The sequence below is a fragment of the Brachybacterium fresconis genome, assembly GCF_017876515.1.
Classification (GTDB): domain Bacteria; phylum Actinomycetota; class Actinomycetes; order Actinomycetales; family Dermabacteraceae; genus Brachybacterium; species Brachybacterium fresconis.
Genome location: NZ_JAGIOC010000001.1, coordinates 20,591 through 45,318, shown reverse-complemented (window position 1 = coordinate 45,318; position 24,728 = coordinate 20,591). Strand labels below are relative to the sequence as shown.

At 71.6% G+C, this 24,728-nt stretch carries 19 protein-coding genes and 6 tRNA genes; 12 read left to right on the top strand and 13 right to left on the bottom strand.

Annotated elements, in window-relative coordinates:
* Positions 1-141 precede the first annotated feature (141 nt).
* The gene (locus JOF44_RS00200) at positions 142-2,055 is read left to right on the top strand and encodes a BCCT family transporter (protein ID WP_209885856.1); all 1,914 of its coding nucleotides are present in this window, start codon (positions 142-144) and stop codon (positions 2,053-2,055) included.
* A 118-nt stretch (positions 2,056-2,173) separates the two neighbouring features.
* Here JOF44_RS00200 and JOF44_RS00195 read toward each other — a convergent pair.
* The 4 genes from JOF44_RS00195 to JOF44_RS00180 form a co-directional block, all read right to left on the bottom strand.
* Positions 2,174-2,248, bottom strand: a tRNA-Val gene (locus tag JOF44_RS00195).
* Positions 2,249-2,272: 24 nt separating this feature from the next.
* A tRNA-Cys gene (locus JOF44_RS00190) sits at positions 2,273-2,346 on the bottom strand.
* 65 nt (positions 2,347-2,411) lie between these two features.
* A tRNA-Gly gene (locus tag JOF44_RS00185) sits at positions 2,412-2,484 on the bottom strand.
* A 26-nt stretch (positions 2,485-2,510) separates the two neighbouring features.
* Positions 2,511-2,582, bottom strand: a tRNA-Val gene (locus JOF44_RS00180).
* Positions 2,583-2,968: 386 nt separating this feature from the next.
* Between JOF44_RS00180 and JOF44_RS00175 the strand changes: the two genes are divergently transcribed.
* From JOF44_RS00175 to JOF44_RS00150, 6 genes are all read left to right on the top strand, one after another.
* Positions 2,969-3,041 (top strand) — tRNA-Gly (locus JOF44_RS00175).
* Between the two features lie 30 nt (positions 3,042-3,071).
* Positions 3,072-3,146: transfer RNA gene (locus tag JOF44_RS00170), tRNA-Val, on the top strand.
* 186 nt (positions 3,147-3,332) lie between these two features.
* The gene (gene glgX, locus JOF44_RS00165) at positions 3,333-5,498 is read left to right on the top strand and encodes a glycogen debranching protein GlgX (protein WP_209885853.1); all 2,166 of its coding nucleotides are present in this window, start codon (positions 3,333-3,335) and stop codon (positions 5,496-5,498) included.
* Complete coding sequence (gene treY, locus JOF44_RS00160; RefSeq protein ID WP_209885850.1) at positions 5,467-8,097, top strand: malto-oligosyltrehalose synthase; 2,631 nt, start codon at positions 5,467-5,469, stop codon at positions 8,095-8,097. Before glgX ends, treY begins: the two co-directional genes overlap by 32 nt.
* Entirely contained in the window at positions 8,094-9,884 is a 1,791-nt protein-coding gene (gene treZ, locus JOF44_RS00155) for a malto-oligosyltrehalose trehalohydrolase (protein ID WP_209885847.1), read from the top strand. Before treY ends, treZ begins: the two co-directional genes overlap by 4 nt.
* 85 nt (positions 9,885-9,969) lie before the next feature.
* Entirely contained in the window at positions 9,970-10,944 is a 975-nt protein-coding gene (locus JOF44_RS00150; protein ID WP_209885844.1) for a C-terminal binding protein, read from the top strand.
* 54 nt (positions 10,945-10,998) lie between these two features.
* Here JOF44_RS00150 and JOF44_RS00145 read toward each other — a convergent pair whose 3' ends face one another.
* From JOF44_RS00145 to JOF44_RS00135, 3 genes are all read right to left on the bottom strand, one after another.
* Positions 10,999-11,631, bottom strand: a complete 633-nt coding sequence (locus JOF44_RS00145; protein ID WP_209885841.1) for a 2-dehydro-3-deoxy-6-phosphogalactonate aldolase — start codon at positions 11,629-11,631, stop codon at positions 10,999-11,001.
* A gap of 41 nt (positions 11,632-11,672) precedes the next feature.
* Positions 11,673-12,413 (bottom strand): SDR family NAD(P)-dependent oxidoreductase, encoded by a 741-nt coding sequence (locus tag JOF44_RS00140; RefSeq protein ID WP_209885839.1) that lies wholly within the window; start codon positions 12,411-12,413, stop codon positions 11,673-11,675.
* A 72-nt stretch (positions 12,414-12,485) separates the two neighbouring features.
* On the bottom strand, positions 12,486-13,274 hold the full coding sequence (locus tag JOF44_RS00135) for an SDR family NAD(P)-dependent oxidoreductase (protein ID WP_209885836.1): 789 nt from the start codon (positions 13,272-13,274) through the stop codon (positions 12,486-12,488).
* Between the two features lie 161 nt (positions 13,275-13,435).
* On the opposite strand from JOF44_RS00135, the gene JOF44_RS00130 reads away from it, so the two are divergent.
* Positions 13,436-14,305, top strand: coding sequence for an NAD(P)-dependent oxidoreductase (locus tag JOF44_RS00130; RefSeq protein ID WP_209885834.1), 870 nt, complete (start codon positions 13,436-13,438; stop codon positions 14,303-14,305).
* Between the two features lie 10 nt (positions 14,306-14,315).
* Here the strand turns inward: JOF44_RS00130 and JOF44_RS00125 are convergent, their stop codons facing one another.
* Together JOF44_RS00125 and zapE are read right to left on the bottom strand one after the other, a co-directional pair.
* On the bottom strand, positions 14,316-15,005 hold the full coding sequence (locus JOF44_RS00125; protein ID WP_209885829.1) for a GntR family transcriptional regulator: 690 nt from the start codon (positions 15,003-15,005) through the stop codon (positions 14,316-14,318).
* A 30-nt stretch (positions 15,006-15,035) separates the two neighbouring features.
* On the bottom strand, positions 15,036-16,097 hold the full coding sequence (zapE, locus tag JOF44_RS00120) for a cell division protein ZapE (protein WP_209885826.1): 1,062 nt from the start codon (positions 16,095-16,097) through the stop codon (positions 15,036-15,038).
* Between the two features lie 71 nt (positions 16,098-16,168).
* Here zapE and JOF44_RS00115 point away from each other — a divergent pair, with 71 nt between their 5' ends.
* Positions 16,169-16,954: a dihydrofolate reductase family protein gene (locus JOF44_RS00115; RefSeq protein ID WP_342591610.1), complete on the top strand. Its 786-nt coding sequence runs from the start codon at positions 16,169-16,171 to the stop codon at positions 16,952-16,954.
* Between the two features lie 116 nt (positions 16,955-17,070).
* Here JOF44_RS00115 and JOF44_RS00110 read toward each other — a convergent pair whose 3' ends face one another.
* On the bottom strand, positions 17,071-18,426 hold the full coding sequence (locus JOF44_RS00110) for an alpha/beta hydrolase family protein (RefSeq protein ID WP_209885824.1): 1,356 nt from the start codon (positions 18,424-18,426) through the stop codon (positions 17,071-17,073).
* 125 nt (positions 18,427-18,551) lie between these two features.
* Here JOF44_RS00110 and msrB point away from each other — a divergent pair, with 125 nt between their 5' ends.
* From msrB to JOF44_RS00095, 3 genes are all read left to right on the top strand, one after another.
* Positions 18,552-19,004 carry a peptide-methionine (R)-S-oxide reductase MsrB gene (gene msrB, locus JOF44_RS00105; protein ID WP_209885821.1) on the top strand — a complete coding sequence of 151 codons (453 nt, stop codon included), beginning with the start codon at positions 18,552-18,554 and terminating at the stop codon, positions 19,002-19,004.
* A 91-nt stretch (positions 19,005-19,095) separates the two neighbouring features.
* Positions 19,096-19,737: a DUF3000 domain-containing protein gene (locus JOF44_RS00100; RefSeq protein WP_209885818.1), complete on the top strand. Its 642-nt coding sequence runs from the start codon at positions 19,096-19,098 to the stop codon at positions 19,735-19,737.
* Complete coding sequence (locus JOF44_RS00095; protein ID WP_209885815.1) at positions 19,734-20,930, top strand: ribonuclease D; 1,197 nt, start codon at positions 19,734-19,736, stop codon at positions 20,928-20,930. The genes JOF44_RS00100 and JOF44_RS00095 overlap by 4 nt, the downstream gene beginning before the upstream one ends.
* Positions 20,931-20,991: 61 nt before the next feature.
* Here the strand turns inward: JOF44_RS00095 and JOF44_RS00090 are convergent, their stop codons facing one another.
* The 3 genes from JOF44_RS00090 to JOF44_RS00080 form a co-directional block, all read right to left on the bottom strand.
* Positions 20,992-22,053 carry a substrate-binding domain-containing protein gene (locus tag JOF44_RS00090; RefSeq protein WP_209885812.1) on the bottom strand — a complete coding sequence of 354 codons (1,062 nt, stop codon included), beginning with the start codon at positions 22,051-22,053 and terminating at the stop codon, positions 20,992-20,994.
* Between the two features lie 80 nt (positions 22,054-22,133).
* Entirely contained in the window at positions 22,134-23,213 is a 1,080-nt protein-coding gene (locus JOF44_RS00085; RefSeq protein WP_209885809.1) for an ABC transporter permease, read from the bottom strand.
* A complete protein-coding gene (locus tag JOF44_RS00080; RefSeq protein WP_245348801.1) occupies positions 23,206-24,726 on the bottom strand; it encodes a sugar ABC transporter ATP-binding protein in 1,521 nt (506 codons plus the stop codon). The genes JOF44_RS00085 and JOF44_RS00080 overlap by 8 nt, the downstream gene beginning before the upstream one ends.
* Between the last annotated feature and the right edge of the window lie 2 nt (positions 24,727-24,728).

The following is a 24,728-nucleotide window of genomic DNA, read 5'->3' as shown; positions in this document are numbered from 1 at the left end:
CGGCTGCGCTCCGAGGCGGTCCCACGCGCAGCAGGCGCTGCTGCAGGACGGCTTTACTGCAGGACGGCTTTGCATCCCTCATCCCCACGAAGGAGGCGTCCTCGCGGTCCCCGGAGCGGTACCGGGAGCGACACGTTCCCCATGAGTCAGAACACACGAACCACCCAGGAGCTCCTCGCGGATCTCCGCAACGCAGGACCCCGGCGCCGACGCAAGTCCCGCCTGGGAACCGACAAGATCGTCTTCGGCATCGCGGGCATCCTCGCTGTCGCGTTCGTCCTCTGGGGCCTGATCTCCCCGACCGGCCTCGGCGCGGTCGCCACACGCGCCCTGAACGGCGTGATGAGCAACTTCGGCTGGCTGTACGTGATCGCCGCGACCGTCTTCACCCTCTTCGTGATCATCGTCGCCGCCTCCCGCTTCGGTCGCATCCCGCTGGGTCGTGACGGCGAGGAACCGCAGTTCAAGACTGCTTCCTGGATCTCCATGATGTTCGCGACCGGCATGGGCATCGGGCTCATCTTCTACGGGGTCGGCGAGCCGCTGTTCTTCTACATGTCGCCGCCGCCGGGCACCGTCGAGGGCTCGACCCCGGAGGCCATGACCACCGGGCTCGGCACGACCCTGTTCCATTGGACGCTGTACCCGTGGGCGATGTACGCGATCGTCGGCCTCGGCATGGCTTACGGCACCTTCCGCCTGGGCCGCTCGCAGCTGTTCTCCTCGATGTTCACCTCGCTCTTCGGGGAGCGCGTCTCGGACGGCATCGGCGGCCGCGTGATCAACATCCTGGCCATCCTGGCGACCCTGTTCGGCTCCGCCTGCTCGCTGGGCCTCGGCGCCCTGCAGATCGGCGGCGGCATCGAGTCCGTCGGCCTGATGAACGACGTGACCTCGCCGATCCTGGTGATCATCATCGCGGTGCTCACCGCATGCTTCGTGGCCTCCGCCGTCTCCGGCATCGAGCGCGGCATCCAGTACCTCTCGAACATCAACATGGTGCTCGCCGTGATCCTGGCCCTGATCGTCTTCATCGGCGGCCCGACGCTGTTCATCCTCAACGTGATCCCCAACGCGGTGGGCGGCTTCATCGGCGATCTGCCGGAGATGGCCTCGCGCACCTCCGCCGCCGGCGGCCAGTCGCTGGACGAGTGGATGAGCACCTGGACCATCTTCTACTGGGCCTGGTGGGTCTCCTGGTGCCCCTTCGTGGGTCTGTTCATCGGCCGCATCTCGCGCGGCCGCACCATCCGTCAGTTCGTCGTCGGCGTGCTGCTGGTCCCCTCCGTGGTCTCCCTGATCTGGTTCTCGATCTTCGGCGGCGGCGCCATCGGCATCCAGGAGCGTGCCGAGCGCGCGCAGGACGAGGGCGCCACGCTCGCGCAGGTCGTCGACGGGGTCCCGGACATCAACTTCGACCTGATCCTGTTCCAGACCCTCGAGACGCTGCCGGTGCCGGGCTTCGTCAACATCATCCTCATGGTGCTGGCCGTGGTGCTGGTCGCGATCTTCTTCGTCACGGGCGCGGACTCCGCCTCCATCGTCATGGGTGGGCTCAGCCAGCACGGCGCGGAGGAGCCGACCCGCCGGATCGTCGTCTTCTGGGGCGTGGCGACCGGTGCCGTGGCAGCGATCATGCTGCTGGCCGGCGGCAATGATCCGGCGGCCGCCCTGAACGGTCTGAAGAACATCACGATCGTCTCCTCGCTGCCCTTCGTCATCGTCATGCTGCTGCTGTGCGTCGCGATCTGGAAGGACCTCTCGAGGGATCCGCTGATGATCCGCAATCGTCTGGCCCGGCACGTCCTGGAGGACTCCGTCGAGACGGCGATCGACAAGCACGACGGCTCACCCTTCGAGCTGCGCACCGTCGAGACCCTTGTCGAGGTCTCTCCCGGGGACGCGGAGCGGCTGGAGACCAGGGAAGCCTCCCGGAAGCAGGGGCGCGACGGCTCCTTCGACGGGTCGGCGCCCTCCGCCGGGGCGTCCGCGGACTCCTCCACCGCCGGCTCCGACTCCGCGGGGTCCGCCGACGGGACCGGCCCCGCACGCTGAGGCCGGTCACCGCTGCAGGAAGGGCTCCCGCCGTACGGCGGGGGCCCTTCATGCTGTGCAGGACGCCCCGTGGGTGGATGACGAAGGACCCCGGTCCGCAGACCGGGGTCCTTCGTGGTGGTGGGCGATACTGGGTTCGAACCAGTGACCTCTTCCGTGTCAGGGAAGCGCGCTACCGCTGCGCCAATCGCCCTCGCCGCGGGCACTCGGCCCGAGGTGGAGGTGGGTACGGGATTCGAACCCGTGTACACGGCTTTGCAGGCCGTTGCCTAACCACTCGGCCAACCCACCGGAGATGCGTGTGCATCATACGGAACGGCGCTCCCGACGTGATGTCGGGCGCGCCGTTCCCCCGGAGCGGACGACCGGATTCGAACCGGCGACCCTCACCTTGGCAAGGTGATGCTCTACCAGCTGAGCTACGTCCGCGTGACGCGGATCCGAGGATCCCGTCGTGGGCGATACTGGGTTCGAACCAGTGACCTCTTCCGTGTGAAGGAAGCGCGCTACCACTGCGCCAATCGCCCGTCATGGTCGACCTCCGGAGCTGCGCTGACGCCCTCCGGAGCGGACTCGAAGAAGCTTACACGAGGTCCTCCGGGTCTCATGACCACTTCCGGTGTGACCTACATCGTCCCGAGTGCTCTCCCCGACCGGTCGCCGACCATGTTCCCGGCCGACCGCCGAGTCGGTGCGGACGCCGTCGAGCAGTCGGTGCGGACGCCGTCGAGCAGCGGCCCCTCCCCCGCGTCGGCGACGCCCTTCCGCCGCGATCGCGACCGGCGGCTCGCGCCCCGGGTCCACCTCGTCACGGCGGCGCAAACCCCGCGTGACCTCCGACACTGCTGGCCACCCGTATTTGCGCCGACGCCATGGCCCGCCTAGAGTATTCCTTCGTCGGCCCGGCCGATGCGCGGACGTAGCTCAGTTGGTAGAGCATCACCTTGCCAAGGTGAGGGTCGCCGGTTCGAATCCGGTCGTCCGCTCCGTCCCTCCCCCGCGTCCTCGGACGCATCGGGCGATTGGCGCAGCGGTAGCGCGCTTCCCTGACACGGAAGAGGTCACTGGTTCGAACCCAGTATCGCCCACCACGGAAGGCCCCGGCAGATGCCGGGGCCTTCGTCGTTCCCGGGCTCCGCGTCGTTCCCGGACGCGTCGTCGTTCCCCGGCCGGAGCACGGGAGCCCCGCTCCGACCGTCCGGTCACGAACCGGCCTCCACGGCGCCGGCAGCCGCGCACCCGGGAAGTTCCGGACCTGGTGCCGCTACCCTGAGCCCATGCAGATATGGCCCGGTCAGTCCTACCCCCTGGGTGCCACCTTCGACGGCTCCGGCACCAACTTCGCCCTCTTCTCGGAAGCGGCCGAGCGGGTCGAGCTGTGCCTGATCGACGACGACGGCGAGGAGCGCCGCGTCGAGATCACCGAGGTCGACGCGTACGTCTGGCACGTCTACCTGCCCGCGGTGCAGGCCGGACAGCGCTACGGCTACCGCGTCCACGGCCCCTTCGACCCCGACGCGGGGCACCGCTGCGACCCCTCGAAGCTGCTGCTGGATCCGTACGCGAAGGCGATCGCGGGAATGGCCAGCAATCACCAGTCCCTGTACAGCTACAGCTTCGAGCACCCCGAGCAGCGCAGCACCGAGGACTCCGCCGACCACACCATGCACTCCGTGGTCATCTCCCCCTTCTTCGACTGGGGCAACGATCACCCGCCGGCGCACGAGTACCACGACACGGTCATCTACGAGGCCCACGTCAAGGGCCTGACGATGCTGCATCCGGACATCGACGACACCATCCGCGGCACCTACGTGGCGATGGGCCACCCCTCGATCATCGAGCACCTCACCGAACTCGGGGTCACGGCGGTGGAGCTGATGCCCGTCCACCAGTTCGTCCAGGACGGGCACCTGGTGGACAGCGGCCTGCGCAACTACTGGGGTTACAACACCATCGGCTTCTTCGCGCCGCACAACGAGTACTCCTGTGCCGGCGATCGCGGCCAGCAGGTCCAGGAGTTCAAGCAGATGGTCAAGAACCTGCACGAGGCGGACATCGAGGTCATCCTCGACGTGGTCTACAACCACACCGCCGAGGGCAATCATCTCGGCCCCACGCTCTGCTTCCGCGGCATCGACAACGCCGCCTACTACCGCCTGGTGGAGGAGGACAAGGCCCACTACTACGACACCACGGGCACCGGGAACTCGCTGCTGATGCGCACCCCGCACGTGCTGCAGCTGATCATGGACTCGCTGCGCTACTGGGTGACCGAGATGCACGTGGACGGCTTCCGCTTCGACCTGGCCTCCACCCTGGCGCGGGAGCTGCATGAGGTGGACCGGCTCTCGGCCTTCTTCGACATCATCCAGCAGGACCCGGTGATCTCGCAGGTCAAGCTCATCGCCGAGCCATGGGACCTCGGGGAGGGCGGATACCAGGTGGGCGGATTCCCGCCGCTGTGGTCGGAGTGGAACGGCAGCTATCGCGACACCGTGCGCGACTTCCACCGCTCCGAGCCCGGCGTCATCGGGGAATTCACCTCCCGCCTGGCCGGAAGCTCGGACCTGTACCAGCACACCGGCCGCACCCCGATCGCCTCGATCAACTTCGTCACCGCTCACGACGGTTTCACGATGCGCGACCTGGTCTCCTACAACGAGCGCCACAACGAGGCCAACGGCGAGGACGGCGAGGACGGGGAGAGCCACAACCGGTCCTGGAACTCCGGGGTCGAGGGCCCCAGCGATGATCCTCAGGTGCGCGCACTGCGCCTGCGCCGGGCCAAGAACCTCATGGCCACGCTGCTGGTGAGCCAGGGCGTGCCCATGATCCTCCACGGCGACGAGATGGGCCGCACGCAGGGCGGGAACAACAACACCTACTGCCAGGACAACGAGATCTCGTGGGTCGACTGGGAGCTGGACGCCGACCAGATGGAGATGCTCTGGTTCACGCAGTCGATGGTCGAGCTGCGCCGCGAGCATCCGATCTTCCGCCGTCGCCGCTTCCTGCGCGGCATCGTGCGCGACGGCGCGGGCTCGACCCTCGCGGACGTGGAGTGGCTCGGAACCGACGGGGCGCTGATGACCGCCGAGGACTGGGACTCGGCGCAGAACAAGTGCCTGATCATGTTCCTCAACGGGGCCGGGATCCCCGAGCCGAACCTGCGGGGCCAGCGCATCATCGACGACTCGGCGCTGCTGCTGCTGAACGCTTCGGGCAACGACGTCGACTTCACGCTGCCGTCCTCCGAACACGGCGAGAACTGGAAGGTCGTCCTGGGCACCGGGGAGACCGTCGAGGTCGGCACCGCGTTCGCCGGCGGCGACACCCTCACGCGGCCCGGACACTCGCTGCTGGTGCTCATGCGCCCACCGGCGGACCTGGACGGGAACCCCGCGGCCGATGAGGAGACCGAGCAGCCCGCCCGCGCCTGACCCACCCGTCCGGGCCCACGCCCGGGAGAAGGAGACCATCGTGAGCACCGGTATCAGCGCAGTCGTCCCCGCCTCGACCTATCGCCTGCAGCTGCACGAGGGCTTCACGGCCGATGACGCCGCCGCCCTGGTCCCCTATCTCTCCCGGCTCGGGGTGGGACACGTGTTCTGCTCCCCCGTGCTGCAGGCCGCACCGGGCTCCACCCATGGCTACGACGTGGTCGACCACACGCGGATCGGCGCGGAGATCGGTGGCGAGGGGGCGCTGCGGCGCCTCGCCGCGGCCGCCCACGCCCACGACATGGGGCTGATCGTCGACGTGGTGCCCAACCACATGGCGATCCCCACCCCGATCTGGCACAACCGTGCGCTGTGGTCGGTGCTGCGCGATGGGCCCGACTCCCCCTTCGCGGAGTGGTTCGACACCGACACCTCGGCGGAGCGCTCCATCCTGGTCCCGGTGCTGGGTCGGCCGATCGGAGCGGTCCTGGCCGACGAGGAGATCACCGTCGGCAGCGCCGAGGTCCCGCAGGCCGACGGCACCACGGCGACCGAGACGGTGGTGCGGTACTACGAGCACGTGCTGCCGGTGGCCGCCGGCACCGAGCACCTGGGGCTGGCGGACCTGCTGGACCGCCAGTGGTACCGCCTGGCCTACTGGAAGGTCGCCGACGACGAGCTGAACTACCGGCGGTTCTTCGACGTGGACACCCTGGCGGCGGTCCGGGTGGAGCTGCCGGAGGTGTTCGAGGCGACCCACGCGACGCTGCTGGAGCTGCAGGGAGAGGGCGTGATCGACGGCTACCGCATCGACCACCCGGACGGCCTCGCCGATCCGCGGGGCTATCTGCGGGATCTGGAGCGGGCCACCGGGGGCTCCTGGACCGTGGTGGAGAAGATCCTGGAGGGGGACGAGCAGCTGCCGGGAGATTTCCCGTGCGCCGGCACCACCGGGTACGACGCCATGTGGCGGGTCGGCGGGCTGTTCCAGGACCCGCACGGCGCTCTGGGACTGACGCACCTGTGGCAGCGCCGCACCGGTGACCTGCGACCCTTCTCCGAGGTCGCCGCGGAGTCCACCGAGCAGATCATCTCCACCAGTCTGTGGGCCGAGCTCGAACGCCTCACCGAGCTGATCCACCACATCTGCCAGGAGGACATCCGGCTGCGGGACACCACCCGGCGCAACATCCAGCAGGCGGTGCGGGCCCTGCTGGGCTCCATGGACCGCTACCGCGCCTACATCGTGCCCGGCGAACCCGCCCCCGGCGGCGAGCGCGCCGTCATCGAGCACGCCGCCGCCCGGGCGCAGACCGTGCTCGGCGACGACGAGGACCTGGCCACGGCGCTGGAGACCGTCGTCGCCCTGGTGTGCGGTGACGAGGTGGGCAGCGCGGGCCGCACCGCCAGCACCCAGCGCGCCGAGGTGATCGTGCGCTTCGCCCAGACCTGCGGGCCGGTGCATGCCAAGGGGCTGGAGGACACCGCGTTCTACCGCTACACCCGGTTCGTGGCCGTCAACGAGGTCGGCGCGGATCCGGAGCGGATCGGGGTGGAGCCCGACGATCTCCATGATCACGCTCTGGACAGGGTGCGCACCCGCCCCGATGCGATGACGACGCTGTCCACCCACGACACCAAGCGCAGCGAGGACGTGCGGGCGCGCCTCGCGGTGCTCACCGAGCAGCCGCTGGAGTGGGCGCTGACGGTCCAGGACCTGGACCGCGCCACCGCCGACGCCCACGGCGATCGGGTCGACGGTGCGATCGAGCTGCTGCTGTGGCAGACCCTCGTGGCCTGCTGGGACCTGCCCGGCGCCGCAGCCGCACGGATCACCGCCGAACGTCTGGAGGGATATCTGCTCAAGGCGATGCGGGAGGCGAAGATCCACACCACCTGGACCGACCAGGACGTCGAGTACGAGCAGCAGGTGCTGGAGCTGTCCCGGGCGGCCCTCGCCTCCCCTGAAGTGGATCGTCTGCTCACGGAGTGGACCCGGCGCACCCTGTCGGCACAGCGCGCCGCGATCCTCGGCCAGAAGCTGATCCAGCTGACGATGCCCGGGGTCCCGGACGTCTACCAGGGCAACGAGACCGTGGATCTGTCGCTGGTGGACCCCGACAACCGCCGCGAGGTCGACCACGCCGCCCAGGCCGAGCGGCTGGCCCGGATGATCGACGGGGCCGGCCCCGAGGGGGTCGGGGACGAGAAGCTGTGGCTGACCCACCGCGCCCTCGTCCTGCGCCGGCGGCGGCCGGAGCTGTTCCGCGGCCGGGCGGCCGCCTATCGGCCGCTGCCGACCACCACCTCGCACGCGGTCGCCTTCGGGCGCGGAGTGGACGACGGCCCGATCGAGGTGGCCACCGTCGCCACCCGGCTCGCCCAGGGGCTCGCGCAGCGCGGCGGCTGGGGCGATTCCCATCTGGCCCTGCCCGAGGGCCGTTGGAGGGACGTCCTCAGCGGGGCGGAGGTCGACGGCGGGATGGTGCCCCTGGAGGACCTGCTGTCCTCCTGGCCGGTCGCCCTGCTGCTGCGCTGCGGCGACGCCGCCGAGCGGACGGAGGACCGCATCGCCGAGGAGACGGTGGACCGGCGATGAGCACCCCGAGCCCGGGTCCGGTCGCCCCGCGCAGCTACGACCGGTATGAGGTGTGGGCCCCGCAGGCCGGTGCCGTGGCCGTGCGCGTGGACGGGGTCGCCCGGGCGATGCAGCGCGGTGAGGGCGGCTGGTTCACCCTGGACGGGGTGACGGCGGTCCCCGGCGCGCGTTACAGCTTCCGTCTCGACGAGGATCCGACGTGGCTGCCCGATCCTCGCTCGCTGCGCCAGATCGACGGCGTCCACGGCGAGTCCGCCGTCGTCGATCCCCGCGCGCTGCGGGAGGAGACCGCGTGGGCGGGCCGGGACCTGCGCGGACAGGTCCTGTACGAGCTGCACGTGGGCACCTTCACCGCCGGCTCCGACGGGCGCGGCGGCACCTTCGACTCGGCCATCGAACGTCTCGACGACCTCGTGGACCTGGGCGTGGACGCCGTGGAGCTGATGCCGATCGCCACCTTCCCCGGTGATCGCGGCTGGGGCTACGAGGGCGTCGGGCTGTACGCCGCGCACGAGGCCTATGGCGGGCCGGCGGCACTGGCACGGTTCGTCGCGGCCGCCCACCGGCGCGGCCTCGCCGTGGTGCTCGATGTGGTCCACAACCATCTCGGACCCGCCGGGAACTATCTGGGCAGGTTCGGCCCGTACTTCACCGACCGGCACGAGACCCCCTGGGGCGAGGCCGTGAACCTCGATCAGCCCGCCTCTCGCCCGGTGCGCGACTTCCTGCTGGGCAGCGCCCGGCAGTGGCTGGTCGACGTCGGACTGGACGGACTGCGGCTGGACGCGGTCCATGAGCTGCACGACGACTCCGAGCAGCACTTCCTGGCCGAGCTCGCCGAGGCGGTCTCCGCCTGGGAGGTCGAGACCGGCAGGCCGCTGACCCTGATCGCCGAGTCCGACCGCAACGACCCGGCCACCGTCACGCCCACCGCCGCCGGCGGGCTCGGGATGGACCTGCAGTGGGCCGACGACGTCCATCACGGGGTGCATGCCTGGATCACCGGCGAGCGCGCCGGGTATTACGCGGACTTCGGCTCCGCCGAGACGCTGTCCACGGTGCTGACGCGGATCTTCTGGCACGCCGGGACGTATTCGAGCTTCCGCGGCAGCGTCTGGGGAGCCCCGGTCGATCCCGGCAGCGAGCACTACGACGGCCACAGCTTCGTCACCTTCCTGCAGGATCACGACCAGGTGGGCAACCGGGCCGCCGGCGATCGCATCCACCACGGGCTCTCCCCCGCCCAGCACGCCGCGGCGTGCGCCCTGATCCTGCTGGGGCCGGGCACGCCGATGCTGTTCCAGGGCGAGGAATGGGCGACCTCCGCGCCGTTCGCCTTCTTCACCGACCATGACGCGGAGCTCGGGGAGCTGGTCACCGCGGGCCGGGTCGCGGAGTTCGCCGAGATGGGGTGGGCGGAGGCGGTGCCCGATCCCCAGGCCCGGTCGACCTTCAGCGCCTCGATCCTGCCGTGGGCGGAGCGCAGCGAGGACGACCATGCCCGGATGCTCCGGTGGTACCGCACCCTGATCGCGCTGCGGCGCGAGCACCCCGCGCTGGCCGACGGCGATCTGCGCGCCGTCCGCGTCGAGATCCTCGCCGAGGGGTCCGTGCTGCTGCGACGCGGCGACCTCGCCGTGCTCGCCCATCGCGGCCCCGGCCCCCTCCCCCGTGCACCGCGCGCCCGGGAGGTCCTCGCCGCCTTCGGACCGGTCCGCCAGGGACCCGACGGAACCGTCCGGATGGCCGACGCCGCCGCGGCGATCCTCCGGCTCGACGGAGAATGAGGTCCGCGCTCGACGTCGACCGCGCAGCTCCGAGGCCCGCCCCACGGCGACGCGGCGCCCCGTCCCACCCCGAGGAGAGGACTCCATGAAGATCGTCATCACCGACCTGGACCAGGATCGGACCACCGAGGAGGAGGCGGTCGCCGAGGCCGCCGGCGTCCAGCTGGTCCTGCAGCAGGCCCGCACCGAGGACGAGGTGATCGCCTCCGCCCAGGGCGCCGACGGCCTCCTGGTGCAGTACGCCCCGATCACCGACCGGGTGCTCGAGGCCCTGCCGACGGTGCGGGCCATCGGCCGCTACGGAGTCGGGGTCGACACCATCGACCTCGCCGCCGCCACGGCACGCGGGGTGGCGGTGTCAAATGTGCCGGACTACGGCACCGACGACGTCTCCGACCACGCCGTCGCGCTGGCGGTGACGCTGTCCCGCGGGATCGTCGAGCTGGATCGGAACCTGCGGGAGGGCACCTACTCGCTGGCCCCGGTCAAGCCGCTGCACCGGCTGAGCACCCGCACCTTCGGGGTGGTCGGGCTGGGGCGCATCGGCGCGGCGACCGCCCGCAAGGCGCGGGCGCTGGGGTTCTCCGTCCAGGGCTGCGACCCGATGCGGGAGCCCGGGACCACCACCGAGGACGGCATCGCCGTGCGCACCCGGGATGAGGTCCTGTCCACCTCGGACGTGCTCAGCATCCATGTCCCCCTCACCGAGGACACCCGTCACCTGATCACCACGTCCACCCTGGCCCGGATGCGTCCGGGATCGCTGCTGGTCAACACCAGCCGCGGCGGGGTGGTCGACACCGATGCCGTGGTGGAGGCGCTGCGGTCAGGGCATCTGGGCGGCGCGGGCCTGGACGTGTTCGAGACCGAACCGCTGCCGGTCGACAGCCCGCTGCGCGAGTGCCCGACCGCTGTCCTGACCCCTCATGCCTCCTGGTACAGCGAGGAGTCCGAGACCGAGCTCAAGCGTCGCGTGATCGAGAACGTGGTGGAGGTCCTCGCCGGCCGCACCCCGCGCAACATCCTCAACCCCGAGGTGCTGGGCCGCGCCGCCGACTGAGATGAGGCCCGCGGCCCGCGCAGCGGCCGGTGCCCCGCGGTGTCGCTCGGTGCCCTATCTCTGCGTGCCCTCGCGCTGCTGGGCGGCAGCGGCGGCGCGGACGAGGTCGGCGGCGAGCTCCCGCACCTCCTCGGCGTCGCGGCCGGGGGCGTAGAGGAACGAGCCGATGCCGGCTCCCGCGGCACCCGCACGGATCCAGCCCGGCAGGGTGTCGGTGCTGATGCCGCCGACGGGCAGGAAGGCCGTCCCGTCGGGCACGACGGCGTCCCAGGCGCGCAGCACGGCGGTGCCGAGGGCGTCGGCCGGGAAGATCTTCAGGTGCCGGGCCCCGGCGCGCAGCGCCGCGAAGACGTCGGTGGCGGTCGCGACGCCCGGGTACGGGACGAGACCGAGCTCGAGCGCGCCGGCGATCACCTCCGGGTCGGTGTTCGGGGCGACGACGAGTCGGCCGCCGGCCTCGGCCACGCGCGGCACGTCGGCGGGATCGACGACCGTGCCCGCCCCGATCTCCGCCCGGTCTCCGTAGAGCTCGGTGAGGACCCGGATCGAGTCGAAGGGACGCGGCGAGTTCAGCGGCACCTCGAAGCGGGTGACCCCGGCCTCCAGCAGGGCCTGGCCGATGGCGGGCGCCTCGGCAGGGGTCACCCCCCGCAGGATGGCGATGAGCAGCGGTGCGTCAGTGGTCATGGGGGGATCCTTCCACGATGGCGGGTGCTCGGCCACGCCGCTCAGCGCCCGAGGTAGCCGCCGTCGACCGGGAGCACGGCCCCGTGCAGGTAGTCGGCGCCCTCGCTGGCCAGGAAGAGCACCGTCCCGGCGATGTCTTCGCCGCGGCCCCAGCGGCCGGCGGGGATCCGGGAGACGATCTCGGCGTTGCGGATCTCGTCCTCGCGCAGGGACACGTTGAGCTCGGTGGCGATGTAGCCGGGGGCGACGGCGTTGACGGCGACTCCGCGTCCGGCCCACTCGTTGGCGACGGACTTCGTCAGCTGGGCGACGGCGCCTTTGGACGCGGCGTAGGCCGAGGCGTTCACGCCGCCGAAGTAGGAGAGCATCGAGGCGATCGAGACGATGCGTCCGTGGCCGCGGGCGAGCATCGGACGGCCGAACTCCTGGATCAGCTGCACGACCGCGTCCAGGTTGACGGTCATGACCTGGGAGAACTCCTCGAGCGGGAAGTGCTCGAACTCGTGGCGGAGGTTGATGCCGGCGTTGTTGACCAGCAGGTCGACCTCGTGCTCGGCGAGCACCTGGGCGATGGCATCGGTGCGGGAGGCGGGGTCGGCGAGGTCGACGCTGACGCACTGATGGCCGGGGCCGACGGGTTCGGTCCCCCGCTGCAGCCCGATCACCCGGGCGCCGGAGGCGAGCAGGCGCTCGGTGATCGCGCGGCCGATGCCGCGGGTGGAGCCGGTGACGACGACGGTCGCGCCGGACAGGTCGACGTGGAAGGTTCCGCTGGCGGGCATGTCGCTCCTGGGATCATCCGACCGGCGCGGACAGCTTCCGCCCGCGCCGGCTCGGTCGGTGGACGAGATCGGTCAGTGGATGTGGGAGCCGCCGTTGACGTCGAGGGTGACGCCGGTGAGGTAACCGCCGTCGCGCCCCAGCAGGTAATGGACGGCCCCGGCGACGTCGTCGACGGTGCCGACCCGGCCCACCGGGAGCTCCTGCAGCAGCACCTCCTTGCGCTCGTCGCTGAGCTTCCCGCCCATGATGTCGGTGTCGATCGACCCGGGGGCGACGGAGTTCGCGGTGATGCCGTACTCGCCGAGCTCCCGCGCCCAGGTCTTGGCCAGGCCCAGCAGGGCGGCCTTCGACCCGGAGTAGGCGGCGCGGCCGTAGACGCCGCCGCCGCGCTCGGCCGAGGCGCTGGAGAGATTCACGATGCGTCCCAGGCTGTGGCGGCGGAAGATCCTCACCGCCTCCCGGGTGACGAAGAAGGTGCCGTGGACGTTGACGTCGAAGACCCGCTTCCACTCCTCGGTGCTGACCTCGGTGAAGGGGGTCGGCGAGGAGACACCGGCATTGTTGACCACGCCCACGAGCTGCGGGAGCTCGGCGTCCACGCGGGCGACGGCGTCGATGACCTGCTGTTCGTCGGAGATGTCGACGCCCAGACCCAGGGTCGGCACCCCGTGCTGCTGGGCGACCTCCTCGGCGACGGCCGAGGAGGCCGCGGCGTCCAGGTCGATCACGGCCACGGCCCAGCCCTCCGCGCCCAGGCGGTGGGCGGTGGCACGGCCGATGCCGCGCTCGGAGGCGGCCCCGGTGATCAGGGCCGCGGGCTGGGCCGGGAAGTCTGAGGCGGGGTAGGGCGTCAGCGCCATGGGATGCTCCTGTGCACGAGGGAGGGAGGGACGAGCGGTTCGACCGGTCGAGAGACGGGGCGGGTCAGGTCGACCCTCCTGGTTCGACGGTCCACGGTGGACCAGGAATAAAATATGATTCTGAGTCTACGGTCTCCCCCGACGCCTGTGAAGGAGCTTCCATGAACACCCCCCGCATCGCGGTGATCGGTCTGGGACCGATGGGCCACCCCATCGCCGCCACCCTGCTGGATGCCGGTCTCACGCCGCTGGTGTGGAACCGGACGGCGAGCCGGGCCGATGATCTGGTCGCGGCCGGCGCGATCCGGGCCGAGCGCCCGGCCGACGCCGCGGCACCGGTGATCCTGTCCGTGCTGCCGGACGTCGCCCCGCTGCGCGAGCTGCTCGACGCCCCGACGCGACAGGCCTGGGGCGCTGCCGGCGCCCGCCTGGTGGTGCTGTCGACGACCGGGCCGGAGCAGGTCATCGAGCTGGCCGAGGAGCTCGCGGTCGACGGGATCGCCGTGGTCGACGCGCCGATGTCCGGCGGGGTCGCCGGGGCCGCGGCCGGCACCCTCTCGCTCATGGTCGGGGGCACTCGGGACGATGTCGCGGCGGTGCTCGGGGTGCTGGAGGTGATCGGCGGGACCGTCGTACACCTGGGCCCGCTCGGGTCCGGCATGGTCGCCAAGCTGTGCAATCAGATCGTCGTCGGCGGCACCCTCGCCGCCCTCGCCGAGGCGTTCGCCCTCGCCCGGCGCTCCGGGCTCGACGTCCAGCAGCTGGTGACCCTGCTCGAGGGCGGGCTCGCCCGCAGCGAGGTGCTCGCCCAGAAGAAGGACAAGCTCATCGAGCGCGAGTACTCGCTGGGAGGCTCGGCTGACAACCAGGTCAAGGACCTGCGATACGCCACGGCCGCCGCCGAGAGCGCGGGCCTGCCCGCCCGGTTGCTGCCCGCGCTGCTGGGCCTGTACCGCGGGTCGGTGGACCGGGGCGATGGCGGCCAGGACCATGCGGTCGTCCAGGAGCTGTACCTCGAGCCGGAGGGCTGACGGCGCCGGGTCAGGACGCCGAGCCGGCCAGCGCCCGCGCCGTCACGGCTCGCACATGCGCCACCATCGCCTCGCGGGCCCCCTCGGTGTCCCCGCGCCCGATGGCGGCGAGCACGGCCGCGTGCTCGCGCACCGAGATCTCCGCGTCATCGACGCCCGACGTCCCGAAGCGCCGGAACCGCAGCGTGTGCACCGGGATCGCCTCGAGCGCGGCGGCCAGGTACGGGTTGCGCGCCGCCGCGGCGATCTCGGCATGGAAAGCGCTGGAGTGGTCGAGATATCCCTCGTACTCCTGGAAGCGGGCACCGACCCCCGCCGCGGCCGTCCGCTCGAGGGTGGCCGCCAGCGCGTCGCGCTCGGCGGGCGTGGCGCGCTGCGCCGCGAGCGCGGCCAGCTGCGGTTCGAGCAGCGCCCGCGCCTCCCCCATGGCCCGCACCTGCTCGTCATCGGGAGGACGGGTGACGACGAAGCCGCGCATCGGCAGGTACTCGACGAGCTTCTCGCCGGTCAGCAGGTTCAGGGCCTCGCGCACCGGGGTCGCGCTCATGCCGAGCTCCTCGGACAGCGCCCCGATGCGCAGCGGCGCTCCTGGCACCAGGGCGCCGTCCATGATGCGTCCGGCGAGGGCGCGGCGCGCCTGCTCCGAGCGGGAGCGCCGTGCGGGGCCGTCCGGCCCCCGCGGCGGCGTCGGCAGGTTCATGTGCTGGGCTCGCTCACGTGCTGGGCCCTCTCACACGCTGCGTTCGCCGGCCGGATCGTCGATGCCGCCGGCCAGGAGACCGGATCCGTCGTGCGCGAGGGAGGCCAGACGCGACAGCGCGCGGTAGTACTTCTTGCGATAGCCGCTGGCCAGCAGCTCGGGCGCGAAGAGGTCGTCGACGACGTCGGCGCGAGGTCCGGTCGAGACCAGCGCCGGCACCGTGCGGTCGTAGAGACGGTCCACGAGCACCACGAACCGCAGCGCGTCGTGGTGGTGCCTCAGACCGTGCAGCCCGGTCACGTGCGCGGAGGAGACGCCGTCGATCAGGGCGCCGTAGCGGGAGGGATGGACCGTGGTGAGATGCTTCAGCAGCGCGTCGAAGTCGTCGAGCGTGGTGTCGGTCCGCTCCTCGGCATGTTCCCGCACGGTGGGTTCGGGCAGGGAGCGGATCTCGGCGACGCTGTCGCGGCGGCGGTAGTCCTCGCCGTCGATGCGCAGCACCTGGAACCGCTCGGCCATCGCCTGGATCTCGCGCAGGAAGTCCTGCGCCGCGAAGCGTCCCTCCCCGAGCGCGTCCGGCAGCGTGTTGGAGGTGGCCGCGACGGCCACTCCGCGATCGGACAGCTCCCGGATCAGCCGGGTCATCAGCAGCGTGTCGCCGGGGTCGTCGAGCTCGAACTCGTCGATGCACACCAGCACCGACTCGCCGAGCAGGTCCACGGCCCGCTGGAACCCGAGGGCGCCGACCAGGTCCGTGTACTCCACGAAGGTGCCGTAGACGCGTTGGCCCGGGACCGCGTGGAACAGGGCGGTCAGCAGATGGGTCTTCCCGACGCCGAAACCGCCGTCGAGGTAGATGCCATGGGCCGCCCGGGGACGGCGCCGCAGCTTGGCGAGGAAGCCGCCGGTGGGCCGACCCAGCTCGGCGGCGAACGCGCTGATCCGCTGCTTCGCCTCCTCCTGGGAGGGATAGGCGGGGTCGGGCACGTAGTTCTCGAGCCGGGCGCGCGCGAACCGCGGCGGGGGCACCAGGTCCGCGAGCATCCGCTCGAGGGTCGGGGCGGGCCGTCGGTCGCAGAGCGCTTCAGTCACGGCGGTCAGTGTATGGTCCGTCCGCACCGCCGGTGCCGGTTCGCGGCCCGCAGGGCCGTGCGCGATGATCGGTGCCACACATCGGCGTCGTCCCGGAGGTAACCGTGCATCTGCTGCTGCGTGATGGAGAGCTGCTGCCCGCCCCGCATCTCCTGCGTGACGGGCCCGAGGCAGTGCGGATGATCGCCGATCTCTATGCGTTCCCCGAGCCGGCCGCCGGCTCCGCGCACGTCCGAGCGATGATGAACGCCACCCTCGACGGGGCGATCCACGGGGCCGACGGCACCAGCGGGCCCCTGCGCAATCCCGACGACTCCCTGGTGTTCGGGGTGCTGCGCGCACTGACGGATGTGGTGCTGGTGGGGGCCGGGACGGTGCGGGTGGAGGACTATTCCTCGGTCCAGGGCCGCGAGGGCCTGCTGTCACCGTCCCGACGGCCCGGTGGGGCCGCGCGCCCTGCCCTCGCCGTCTGGTCGAACAGCGGAGACCTGCCCCCGACGCTGGATCGTCGCGGCGGCTTCTACCTGATCGCCTCACCCGAGGCCGCGGCCGACGCCGGGCGGCGTGCCGGCGTGGACCCGGAGCAGGTGATCCCCGCCGCCACCCCGGCCGCGGCGATCCATGGTCTGGCCGCGCGGGGACTGCGCGCCATCCAGGCGGAGGGCGGGCCCTCGGCGCTGGGGCAGCTCGCGGCCGCCGGCCTGCTCGACGAGCTGTGCCTGTCGACCACGCACCGCACCATCGGCGGCCCGTCCTCGCGCGTGCTGCACGGTCCGGAGCACGACCAGGGATGGGAGCAGAGGTCGCTGCTGGTCGGCGAGCACGCGACGATCGCGCGGTACCGCCGCGGACGCTGACGGCGTCGGCCACCCGACGATCCCGGTCCCCGCGTCAGGGGGCCCGGGTCAGCGGACCTGAGTCAGCGCACCTGAGTCAGCGGACCTGCGTCAGCGCACCTGCGACGCCCGATGGATCACAGCCGCAGGCCGATCGAGTCCTCGAGGGCAGCCGAGGCCGGATCGCGCACCGGCAGCTGCAGCGCGGCGACCTCGTCCTCGAGTCCCAGCACCCGGCCGAGGAAATCGGCCAGATGGCGTTCGTACCGGGCGGGGTCACGGTTCCACTCGCGGGTGTGGGAGGCGCCCTCGAACGGCACGAACTCCACCGCGTCGGGGCGCAGCGCGGCCAGGCGTCGACTCGGCTCCGGCGGCACGGTCGCATCGTCCAGGGCGTGGAACAGCTGTGTGGGGTGGATGAGGTGGTCGGCGTAGTGCTCGGGCGTCATCTCGTCCAGCGCGAGCGCCTCGTGCAGCTGGACCATGCGGGCTCCGACCGGCGAGGTCATCATCCACATCCCCAGGGTGCGCATCGGGCGCGGGGCCTTCATCGCGGTGGCGTGGTAGATCAGGATGTCCTGCCAGTCCACCGCCGGGGAGTCCAGCACCAGAGCGACGACCCGGTCGCGGTGAGCCGTGCGCACCGAGGCGCGCAGGGCGATGCCGCCGCCCATCGACCACCCCATCAGCACGATGCGGCGGGCGCCGTGGGCCAGCGCGAACTCGATCGCGGCCTCGGTGTCCTCCCACTCGTCGGCCCCGAGGTGGTACATCCGGTCCGCGGAATCCGGGGCGCCGGTGTCGTTGCGGTACGTGATCGTCAGGCTGGTCAGACCCAGGCGGTGCAGCAGCGGGATCACCCGCAGCGCCTCTCCGCGCATCGAGCCGTGCCCGTGGATCAGGATCGCCCAGGTGTCGGCCTGCCCGGCCACGGAGCCCCGTGCCTCGTCGGGCCGCACCAACCAGGCGGGCATCGGCCCGACGGGCGAGTCGACCTCGACCTCCTCGGTCTCCAGCCCGTGGGCGGTGGCGGGGGTGCCCGCCCAGAAGAATCCGTTGACGGCCGCCCTGGCCACCCGCAGCGGCTCCGTGGTGTCCGCCGCCAGCAGCGGCCGCGCGACCGTGGTGGGGGTGGGGCGGGACTGGACGGGTCCCAGGCGCACATGCACCGTGCCTCCGGACTGCCGCAGCGCGAGATAGCCGTCGCGTGCGGACTCGCGGGTCTTCTCGAGGTGGACCCGGTCCGTGTGCACCGCGCGCACCGGCAGATCGGGCCTCCCGCGCAGCCCTTGCTGCGGGACCAGCGGCAGGCGCGCCATCACGCGGGCCCCTACGGCCAGCAGGCCTGCGCTCAGCGTGAACGCCGAGACGGCGCCGATCATGCCGAGGAGCGCGGCCTCGGCCCAGCGTCCCTGGTCGGAGCGCGGTCGGAGGGCCTGCGTCCACCGTAGAGGAGCGCTGGTGGGTCGGGGCCGATCCTGCTCACACGTCATACCACGCATCCTATCCACGCACTAGGATCGAGGCTGTGAACACCGCGTTCACCATCCTCGGCGGGGTGAGAGCACCCCGCGCACCAGCGCGACGCCCGCGGCGTCGCAGAGCGGAGGCAGCTTCGATGTCCACCGAACCCATCGGCACGCGCACCTATCCCCTCACCATCACCGACGAGCAGTGGCGCGAGCGTCTCTCCCCGGCCGACTATCAGGTGCTCCGCCAGGGCGGCACCGAACGGCCCGGCACCGGGAAGTACGAGGAGGTCCGCCCCGCCGGCACCTACGCGTGCAAGGCCTGCGGTGCGGAGCTGTTCACCGCCGAGACCCAGTTCGACGCCCACTGCGGCTGGCCCTCCTTCTACGCGCCGACTGATTCCGACTCGGTCGAGCTGCTCGAGGACAGCTCCCTGGGCATGCGCCGCGTCGAGGTCCGCTGCGCCTCGTGCGGCTCGCATCTCGGCCACGTCTTCGAGGGCGAGGGCTTCGACACCCCGACCGACCAGCGCTACTGCATCAACTCCGTCAGCCTCGTCCACAGCGACGACGCCGACGACGGCGACCGCACCGACGGCTGACGAGCACACCGGCAGCTGCCCGGGACCGCCCGGCGCGGCGACCCCGGCGCGCCTGCCGGTCGGGAGCACGGTGCGCGACTAGTCTCCCAGCGTGCCCGTCCATCGAATCCGCACCGGCGACGACACCTTCCGTGCCGCCGTCGACGCCATGACCGGCGCCACGCTCCGTCCGGAGTTCACGTGGCGCGAGATCCCTGCGCCCTCGAAGATGGCCCCGTCCACCTGGGCCTGCACCGGTGAGATCCTGGTCCACGACGAGGAGCTGGCCTCCGGTCGCCTGGTGATCCTCCATGATCCCGCCGGGCAGGAGTCCTGGGACGGCACCTACCGGATGGTGGCACTCGTCCAGGCACAGCTGGAACCGGAGTTCGCGGTCGAGTCGATGCTCGGGGACGTGGCCTGGTCCTGGGTCACCGAATCCCTCGAGCTGCACGGTGCGGACTCCCGCGAACTGGGGTGCACCGCCACGCGGGTGGTCTCGCAGTCCTACGGCGCGCTCGCCGAGCGCCCCTCGACCGTGGACGTCGAGATGCGGGTGTCCTGGACCCCCGAGATCGAGGACGAGGTCGACGGCGAGGACCCCGCCCCCGAACTCGCTCCCCACTTCGCGGCCTGGACGGCGATGCTGGCCGCTGCGGGAGGTCTGCCCCCGGCCCCGCCGCGGATCGCCCCGATCGCCCCCACCCACCATGCGAGGGCGCCGCGCCCCGAGGAAGCCGGTGACCCCCGGTGACAGAGCCCGCCCCCGTCACCGATCTGACCACTCCTCGCGACGGCATCGTCCCCGTCATCGACCGGATCCAGCCTCTGCTCGCCTGGTGCGAGGCCGCCTCCACCGCACCCCGGGAGCCGGTCGCCGTCGACGCCGAGCGGGCTTCGAGCTACCGCTACAGCTCCCGCGCCTACCTGGTGCAGCTGCGCACCGACGCCGCGGGCACCGCCCTGATCGATCCGCTGGCCTTCACCCTTCCCGCGACCCTGCTGGATCTGCTGGCCGAGCGGGAATGGGTGCTGCACGCCGCCGGGCAGGATCTGCCCAGCCTCACGGAGCTCGGCATGCGCGCCGCGGCGCTGTTCGACACCGAGCTCGCCGCACGGCTGCTGGGGATGGAGCGGGTGGGGCTCGGCGCCGTCGTCGAGGACACCCTCGGCCTGCGTCTGGCCAAGGAGCATTCCGCCGCCGACTGGTCGCGGCGCCCGCTGCCGGAGGGCTGGCTCACCTATGCGGCGCTGGACGTCGAGGTGCTCGTGGAGGTCCGCGACGTCCTCGCCGAGCGTCTGCGGCAGGACGGCAAGGACGAGTGGGCCCGCCAGGAGTTCGCGCACGAGCTGGTCCGCGACCGCGGCCCGACCCGGTCCTCGTCCTGGCGCGGGCTGCACGGCCTGGGCGGTCTGCGCTCGGTCAAGCAGCTGGCCGCGGCCCGGGAGATGTGGGCCCGGCGCGACGAGATCGCCGCCGCCGAGGACCTCTCCCCGCACCGCGTGATCAAGGACCGCGATCTGGTCACCGCGGCCAAGGAGGCACCCCGGGGCCGAGGCGCCTTCGACCGGGCGCTGCCGGCGAAGCTGCACCGCAAGGACATGTGGTGGCAGGCAGCACGGTCAGGTCTCGAGCTGCCCGCCTCCCATCTCCCCGAGCGCAGCGAACGCTCCTATCCCCCACCGCACAAGCTCTGGTCCAAGAAGTGCCCGGAGGTGTGGGAGCGCTACCAGCTGGTGCGCGAGGCCGTCGGCCAGCGCGCCGAGGACCTGGAGCTGCCCCCGGAGAATCTCCTGCAGCCGGCCCTGCTGCGGCACTGGATCTGGGAGCACGAGGACGTGCCGACCGAGCCGGAGATCGGCGCCCAGCTCGCCGAGCTGGGCGCCCGCCCGTGGCAGATCGCGCAGGCCGCCCCGGTGATCCACCGAGCCCGGACCGAGGGCTGAGCCCCGCCGCCGACTCTGCACCGCCTGCGGGGCAGCATCGTCGGCAGGTTCCCGGGCCGGCTCAGGACTCGAAGGCCGAGTCGATGTACTCCTCGACGTTCTCCTCGGACACGACCGGTGCGTACAGCTGGATGCGACGCGGGATCTCGTTCTCGACGAGGTCGGAGACCGCCTTGTCCTGGGCGAGCAGTCGGGCCATCGCCACGCCGTTGGCGGCCTGGCTGGCGGGGTAGACCACCGTGGCCTCGACGACCGAGTCACCCTCCTGGATGTGGCGCATCATGTTCGCCGAGCCGGCACCGCCGACCATGAAGAACTCGTCGCGACCGGCGTTCTCGATCGCGGACAGCACGCCGACGCCCTGGTCGTCGTCGTGGTTCCAGAGGGCGTCGATCTCCGGGGCGGCCTGCAGCAGGTTGGACGTGGCCGACTCACCGCCCTGGACGGTGAAGTCGGCGGAGACCCGGTTGTCGACGTCCTGACCGCACTCGCCGAGTGCGTCCTCGAAGCCCTGGGTGCGCTCCTCGGTCAGGGGCAGGGAGGAGATGCCTGCGACCTCGGCGATCACCGCTTCGGGGTCATCGCCGACGCGCTCGCAGATGTACTCACCGGCGTTGTGGCCCATGCCGTAGTTGTCTCCCACCACGGTCAGTCGGGCCGCATTGGGATCGGAGAACTCGCGGTCGACGTTGATCACCGGGATCCCGGCCGCCATCGCCTCCAGCGCGACGCCCGTCAGCGCGGCGCCGTCGAAGGGGACCACGACGATGGCGTCCACCTCGTCGTTGTTGATGAACGTCTCGATCTGGCTGATCTGGAGGTTGACATCGTTGGTGCCCTCGGCCACCAGCAGCTCGACGTCCTCGTACTCGTCGGCCACCTCCTGGGCGCGGGTGCTCATCGCACCCATCCAGCCGTGGTCGGCGGCGGGCGCGGAGAAACCGATCGTGACCGTCTCGCCCGGTTCGTCGTTGCTGCTGCCGGCCTGGGGATCACCGCCGCCTCCGCCGCCCTCGCCGACGGCCTCCGGCGTGTTGCCGGTGCATGAGGCGAGCAGGGCGGCCGAGGCGAGCACGGCGAGGGAGGCCGTGACACGGCGACGCAGCGTCATCGATGCAGTCATGGGAGGTGCTCCTTGGTGTCGTGATGGATGGGGCGGACAGCGAGGGCGGCGCATCGGCGCGGACTGGTCGACACGTTCGCTCAGGTCGATCTGGCGCGGACCACGAAGCGCTGCTGGAGGAGGACGGCGACCACGATGATCGCGCCCTGGACCAGGGCCTGGACCGAGGTGGAGAGGTTGTTCAGCACGAAGACGTTGGTCAGGGTCTGGAAGATGAGCACACCGATCACGGTGCCGACGATCGTGCCCCGCCCTCCGATCAGGAGCGTCCCGCCGACGACGACGGCGGCGATGGCGTCGAGCTCGTACAGCGTCCCGTTGGTGGAGCTTCCGGCACCCGTGCGCCCCAGCATCATCACGGCGGCGAGACCGGCGGTGAAGCCGCTGAGGGCGAACACGTAGACGGTGTGGCGCCGGATGTTGATCCCCGCCAGGCGGGCGGCCTCCGCGTTGCCGCCGACGGCCACGGTGCGGCGACCGAAGGTGGTCCGGTTCAGGACCACCCAGCCGAGCGCGGCGACCGCGAGGAACATCCACACGATGGTCGGGATGCCGAGGACGCTGCCGTTGAAGAAGGCGTCGAAGCCCTCGTCGGTGACCAGCTGGGTGCCGCGCCCGGAGATGATCTCGGCGAGCCCGCGGGCCGCGATCAGCATGGCGAAGGTGGCGATGAAGGAGACCACCCTGCCGTAGGAGACGACGATCCCGTTGACGATGCCTGCCGCGGTGCCGACCGCGACCCCGGTGAACACCATCACGATCCAGTGCACGTCCTCGGCCATGGCCTGGGTGGCCAGGGTGGTCGCCCAGACGCTGGCCAGTCCCAGCACCGAGCCGACCGAGAGGTCGATGCCACCGGCCGTGATGACGAAGGTCATCCCGATGCTCACCACCCCGATCACCGCGGCCCCGCGGACGATGGTCAGGACATTGTCGACGTCGAGGAAGCGGTCGCCTGCGGTCAGCGCGCCCACCAGGCAGATGAGCAGCAGGGCGATGACCAGACCGAGGCTGCGGCCCAGCCCGGCGCCACGGCCGGGACGGGCGCGGGAGCCCGTCCCGCCGCTGTCGGCGACCGGCTCCGTCGCGACCGCGCCCGAGGGCACGGGCCCGCCGGCGGGCTCTGCGCTCCCGTCGCTGCGCGGTGCCTGCTCACTCATGCCCGCTTCCTTCCATGACGAGGTCGAGCACGCCGTGCTCGTCGATCTGATCGGTGGGCCCGTCGTGCACGACGGCACCGTCCGCGACCACGAGCACCCGGTCGGCGAGGCCGAGGACCTCGTCGATCTCGCTGGAGACGACGACGACGGCGGTGCCCTGGTGGGCCAGGCGCCGGATCAGCGTGTAGATCTCGGCGCGCGCACCGACGTCGACCCCGCGGGTCGGCTCGTCCAGCAGCAGCACCTCGCAGCCGTGCACCAGCCAGCGCGCCAGCATCACCTTCTGCTGGTTGCCTCCGGACAGGGTCCGGGTCCGCCTGTCGGGATCATCGGGGGCGAGGCGGAGCGCCTCGATCTGCCCCGCGGCGGCCCGGCGCTCGGCACGCTCGTCGAGGAAGCCGCCGTGCGCGAACCGGGCGAAGGTGGACAGGGTGATGTTGCGGTACACCGGTTCGTCCAGCAGCAGCCCTTGGCTCTTGCGCTCCTCCGGGGCCAGTCCGATGCCGCGGCCCACCGCACGGGCGACGGACCCCGTGCGCAGCGGACGTCCGCCGACGGTGACGGTGCCGGCGGCCGCGGGCCGCGCCCCGTAGAGCGTCTCGAGGATCTCGGAGCGCCCGGCCCCGACCAGGCCCGCCAACCCGAGGATCTGCCCGGAGCGCACCTCGAAGCTCACGTTCTCGAACATGCCTGCCAGCGCGAGGTCCTCGACCTGCAGCCTCACCTCGCCGAACTCCTCGACGCCGGCGCCGCCGAAATCGCTCTCGATCCGCCGACCGGTCATCATCTCGATGAGGTCGCCGGTCGGGGTGTCCGCCACCGCGAGCCCGGAGGCCACGGTCCGGCCGTCCTTGAGCACGGTGATCCGGTCGCCGACGCGCCGGATCTCCTCCAGCCGGTGCGAGATGTAGATGACGGCGAGACCGTCGGCGGTCAGCGAGTCGACCACCTGGAAGAGCTTGTCCACCTCCTCCGGGTCCAGCACCGCGGAGGGCTCGTCCATGACGATCACCCGGGCGTCGTGGGACAGGGCGCGCGCCATCGAGACGATCTGCTTGCCGGCCGCGGAGAGGCTGCCCACGTCCTGACCGGGCCGGATCTCGGGGTGCCCGAGCCGGTGCAGCACATCCCGGGTGCGGGCGCGCGCCTCGGCGTGCCGGAGGAGCCCGCCGCGGGAGAGCTCGTGGCCGAGGTAGACGTTCTCCGCCACGGTCAGGCCGTCGACCACGTCGAGCTCCTGATACATGGTGGCGATGCCGAGGTCCAGCGCCCGGGTGGGCGAGCCGATCGTCACCACCTCGCCCTGCCAGCGGATCTCCCCGCCATCTCTCTGGTGCGCGCCGGCCAGGACCTTGATGAGGGTGGACTTGCCGGCGCCGTTCTGCCCGAGCAGGCAGTGGACCTCGCCGGCGTGGACGTCGAAGTCCACCCCGTCGAGCGCCTTCGCTCCGGGGAAGTGCTTGATCAGGTTCGTCACGCGCAGCAGCGGCATCGAGGCTTCTGCTGTGACCATGC

What these genes read in the sequence shown, in the direction of transcription:
- JOF44_RS00135 (WP_209885836.1), bottom strand. Translation starts at nt 13,274, where the DNA reads ATGGCGCTGACGCCCTACCCCGCCTCAGACTTCCCGGCCCAGCCCGCG.
- treZ (WP_209885847.1), top strand. Translation starts at nt 8,094, where the DNA reads ATGAGCACCCCGAGCCCGGGTCCGGTCGCCCCGCGCAGCTACGACCGG.
- glgX (WP_209885853.1), top strand. Translation starts at nt 3,333, where the DNA reads ATGCAGATATGGCCCGGTCAGTCCTACCCCCTGGGTGCCACCTTCGAC.
- JOF44_RS00090 (WP_209885812.1), bottom strand. Translation starts at nt 22,053, where the DNA reads ATGACTGCATCGATGACGCTGCGTCGCCGTGTCACGGCCTCCCTCGCC.
- JOF44_RS00085 (WP_209885809.1), bottom strand. Translation starts at nt 23,213, where the DNA reads ATGAGTGAGCAGGCACCGCGCAGCGACGGGAGCGCAGAGCCCGCCGGC.
- JOF44_RS00140 (WP_209885839.1), bottom strand. Translation starts at nt 12,413, where the DNA reads ATGCCCGCCAGCGGAACCTTCCACGTCGACCTGTCCGGCGCGACCGTC.
- JOF44_RS00150 (WP_209885844.1), top strand. Translation starts at nt 9,970, where the DNA reads ATGAAGATCGTCATCACCGACCTGGACCAGGATCGGACCACCGAGGAG.
- JOF44_RS00130 (WP_209885834.1), top strand. Translation starts at nt 13,436, where the DNA reads ATGAACACCCCCCGCATCGCGGTGATCGGTCTGGGACCGATGGGCCAC.
- treY (WP_209885850.1), top strand. Translation starts at nt 5,467, where the DNA reads ATGAGGAGACCGAGCAGCCCGCCCGCGCCTGACCCACCCGTCCGGGCC.
- JOF44_RS00110 (WP_209885824.1), bottom strand. Translation starts at nt 18,426, where the DNA reads ATGACGTGTGAGCAGGATCGGCCCCGACCCACCAGCGCTCCTCTACGG.
- msrB (WP_209885821.1), top strand. Translation starts at nt 18,552, where the DNA reads ATGTCCACCGAACCCATCGGCACGCGCACCTATCCCCTCACCATCACC.
- JOF44_RS00080 (WP_245348801.1), bottom strand. Translation starts at nt 24,726, where the DNA reads ATGGTCACAGCAGAAGCCTCGATGCCGCTGCTGCGCGTGACGAACCTG.
- JOF44_RS00145 (WP_209885841.1), bottom strand. Translation starts at nt 11,631, where the DNA reads ATGACCACTGACGCACCGCTGCTCATCGCCATCCTGCGGGGGGTGACC.
- JOF44_RS00200 (WP_209885856.1), top strand. Translation starts at nt 142, where the DNA reads ATGAGTCAGAACACACGAACCACCCAGGAGCTCCTCGCGGATCTCCGC.
- JOF44_RS00125 (WP_209885829.1), bottom strand. Translation starts at nt 15,005, where the DNA reads ATGAACCTGCCGACGCCGCCGCGGGGGCCGGACGGCCCCGCACGGCGC.